We start from the raw sequence: 3,314 nt of genomic DNA, 5'->3' as shown, positions 1-3,314 counted from the left end.
AGATAGTACTGTTTGGTGTGGTCCGGAATTGGCCCCAGCCGGTCCACCGATTTCAGTGCCACCTCGATCAACTCGATTGCGCGATCTTTGTTGCCGCTCTCGTAATAATACTGAGCTACCGGGAGGTACCGGAGGTATTTAAACGGGCCATCGCCGTTCGGGGGATTGAGTGCCAGTATCTGTTCCGAGAGCTCGTTGCCCATCGCAAAGCGCTCCGCGCGCGGAAGATGGGAATTGTCCATCGTGGGATCGAAGAGTTGGTTGAGGGCCAAGGCCATCCACGACACCGCGTCGGACGTTTTGTCGATCGCGTCCTCGACCAATTCTCGCATGACCGGCATGCCGGTCTTGATGTCGCGCAGCTTGTGAAGCAGAAGATCCGCATGAATCTGCCGGAACTCACAAGAGTCTGGCATCAAGGCGAGGCCTTCTTCGATGGCCAAGAGCGCCGCCGTCCAATCCTCGGCCTGCATCGCCGGCTCAAGTTTGGCGTATATCGGCCCGGTAAGCGACATTTCGCGCGCTGCAAGTTGGTTATGCGCGATGCGCTTTGCATCGGCGGCTTTCGCTTCATAGCTGCTGCGCCAGCTGCCGTTAAGGACTTTCGGCAAAACGTCATCGAGTTCCGCCGGGTGGCCGATAAAAGCGATGTGGCCGTCGCGGTCGACCACGAACGAGGTGGGAATCCCAATCGAAGAGCTGGGATCCATCCAGAGCTTGTTCATTTCGCCAATGTAATCGAACCCGATACGATAATTCAGATTCGGGAACTCCTCGGTCAGCCAGGCATCCACGTTGGTCCGCGCCTCGTCTGCGGTAGGACCCTGTTCGCAGGCGGCAACTCCGACCGCCTCAAATCCGCTGCCTTCATATTTCTCCTGCAGTTCGATCAAATGGGGCATGGCGTCGACACATGGTCCGCACCAAGTCGCCCAAAACTCAACGAGGTAGACCTTGCCGGGCCGAAAGTTCGTGAGGGGCTCGCCACGCAGCCAGTTCTCCACTTTGATCGCAGGAGCCGGGGACCCCATACGCAGTTCCATCTTGGTGTCCAAAGTCATTCCACACCTTTCGTCTCTTTTGTCGCGGAATATTTTCCAGTCAAAATCGGACACGGTCTCGAGGGCATCGCTCCCTCTGGCTTGCTTCAGCGAAGCTCTCACCGTGTTGCCGCACATCAAGCTGCAACGGAGGTGCCAATTCCCTCAGCTCCGGTAAGCGGCGGGAAATGCTTTGAAATTCTCCACGAGGCCAAATGCGGCCGATTGTCGTGAACCCGACATGTCTTCTGCCGCTGTCGGGTTTCGCCCTATCACTCTTGAGAGCTTGGACGGCTCGCCTGTGATTAGACTGGCCTCGGCCCTCGAGCAGTGGCAGTTTGGCGCCAGTTCGAAAGCGCGAACTCGCCGGCTTGGTCCTCGTGCCGCCACCGCCGCGTGTGGATTCTTGCCCCGGAGTCAAAATTCGCCTCGCGGTTGCCAACGGCGGCATGCGCTCAATGCGCGTGGCGTTGAGCACCGACAGCACGTAATGGTACCAATTAGTGGATGCCCGTCGCTGCCTCCACTTCTCCAGCCAAGCGCTCGAACGACGCTACCTACCCACGTTCGAGCGCGACCGCGGAATCGCAGACTGCCGAACGTCAGCCGTTGCGAAAGGTGTAGCCGTACCCGTTGATCGCCGGTGCGCCGCCTAGATGTGCGTAGAGGACCCTCGATCCCTGTGGAAAGAAGCCCCTCTGGACGAGGTCGATCATCCCTTGCATCGATTTGCCCTCGTAAACGGGGTCCGTAATCATGCCCTCGAGCCGCGCGCACAAACGGATTGCCTCTTTGGTTTCCTCCGATGGAACGCCATAACCCGGGTACGCGTAGTCCATGAACAACACCACGTCTGCCTCGACAATTTCCGCTCCGAGGTGGACGAGCTTCGCTGTATTTTGGGCGATGCCAAGCACCTGCGCCTTGGTCTTGGCGGGCATGGCGGAGGCATCGATACCGATCACGTTGCGCTGTCGACCATCCTTGGCGAACCCGACGAGCATGCCGCCGTGGGTTGAACCAGTCACCGTACAGACGACGATATAGTCGAAGGCAAACCCAAGCTGCTCTTCCTGGGCACGCACCTCCTCAGCGAACCCCACATAGCCCAGGCCGCCGTATTTGTGGACAGAGGCGCCGGCAGGTATCGCATATGGCCTGCCGCCCCTTGCCTTGACTTCATAAAGTGCCTTTTCCCAGCTGCGGCGGATGCCGATGTCAAAGCCCTCGTCAACCAGGCGCACCTCTGCCCCCATGATGCGGCTCAAGAGGATATTGCCGACCCGGTCGTAGACAGCATCATCATGTGGGACCCAGCTCTCCTGGACCAGGAGGCATTTCATGCCGATCTTGGCGGCGACCGCAGCGACCATGCGCGTATGGTTGGACTGCACGCCACCGATTGTGACGAGCGTATCGGCATCTGACGCGATCGCGTCGGGCACAATGTATTCGAGCTTGCGCAGCTTGTTTCCGCCGAACGCGAGACCGGAGTTGCAGTCCTCGCGTTTGACGTAGATTTCCACCTTGTCGCCCAGATGCTTGCCGAGGCGGTCGAGCCTCTCGATCGGCGTGGGTCCAAAGGTGAGCGGATAACGTTCGAATTTTTCCAGCATGCTATCTCCAGCAAAAAAGTACCTGAACCTGCTACGCACCGGTCAGCCCAGGGGTATGGTCGCGTGTTAGCCGAACACAGATTCCCTATACGATCAGCTCAGTCATCAGAGGGTGACCAAAATTGGTGTGGGTCTGAGCACTGATCCTGTCATCCGCGCATCAAAGCAGCAGCACATGCTGGGCATTCGACCAAGCCGGGACACAGCTGAAAATTGCATTCCGCAGTTGATCAGAGTCAGACGACTGGTACCCGAGCTTTCCTGTAACCATCGGCATGCTGGCCCCTGTGGCGAGTTCCACGAGCGCGGCTAGAGGACTGCCAGATCAGAAAGAGCACGCGGCCGAAGTAGCCGGCCTGAAGCAGCAGCGAACAGGCCAGCGTCGTGACGACTGCCACACGGAGCGAATCCAAAGCGAAGTAAACCATCGACGCATTGCTGCACAGGACCAGCCCCACGAGCCGACAAAAAGATGAAGTGCACGCCGCTCCCCTGGTTTTCGCCAGATCATGTTGCGAGCTCGTCGGCCGGAACATGCGTCTGGCAGTTCTTGGGGCAGACGCGGCCGCAGGCTCCGCAGCCTATGCAGCGGCCGGCATCATCGACAACCATGATCATGCGATTGAGCTTGCCGTCGAAATCGTCGTCCTCGTCATCG

4 protein-coding genes are annotated in these 3,314 nt (G+C 58.8%); all 4 read right to left on the bottom strand.

Annotated features, from left to right (window positions below; translation table 11 throughout):
- The coding region (locus tag EN964_RS29575; RefSeq protein ID WP_164776074.1) for a TlpA disulfide reductase family protein at positions 1-1,043 on the bottom strand (1,043 nt) is incomplete at its 3' end.
- A 599-nt stretch (positions 1,044-1,642) separates the two neighbouring features.
- Complete coding sequence (locus EN964_RS29570; RefSeq protein WP_024505903.1) at positions 1,643-2,656, bottom strand: 1-aminocyclopropane-1-carboxylate deaminase; 1,014 nt, start codon at positions 2,654-2,656, stop codon at positions 1,643-1,645.
- A gap of 236 nt (positions 2,657-2,892) precedes the next feature.
- Positions 2,893-3,084: an exopolysaccharide production repressor protein gene (locus EN964_RS38855; RefSeq protein ID WP_127230899.1), complete on the bottom strand. Its 192-nt coding sequence runs from the start codon at positions 3,082-3,084 to the stop codon at positions 2,893-2,895.
- A 79-nt stretch (positions 3,085-3,163) separates the two neighbouring features.
- Positions 3,164-3,314 (bottom strand): 4Fe-4S binding protein (locus EN964_RS29560; protein ID WP_164750711.1); only part of this gene is annotated, 151 nt, incomplete at its 5' end.

The sequence above is a fragment of the Mesorhizobium sp. M7A.F.Ca.CA.001.10.2.1 genome, from assembly GCF_003998575.1.
GTDB lineage: Bacteria > Pseudomonadota > Alphaproteobacteria > Rhizobiales > Rhizobiaceae > Mesorhizobium.
Note: the sequence above shows the minus strand (reverse complement) of the source record. Positions and strands in the feature narration are given on the sequence as shown.

Coding starts and splice junctions, on each gene's coding strand:
- EN964_RS38855 (WP_127230899.1), bottom strand. CDS start 3,084: ATGGTTTACTTCGCTTTGGATTCGCTCCGTGTGGCAGTCGTCACGACG.
- EN964_RS29570 (WP_024505903.1), bottom strand. CDS start 2,656: ATGCTGGAAAAATTCGAACGTTATCCGCTCACCTTTGGACCCACGCCG.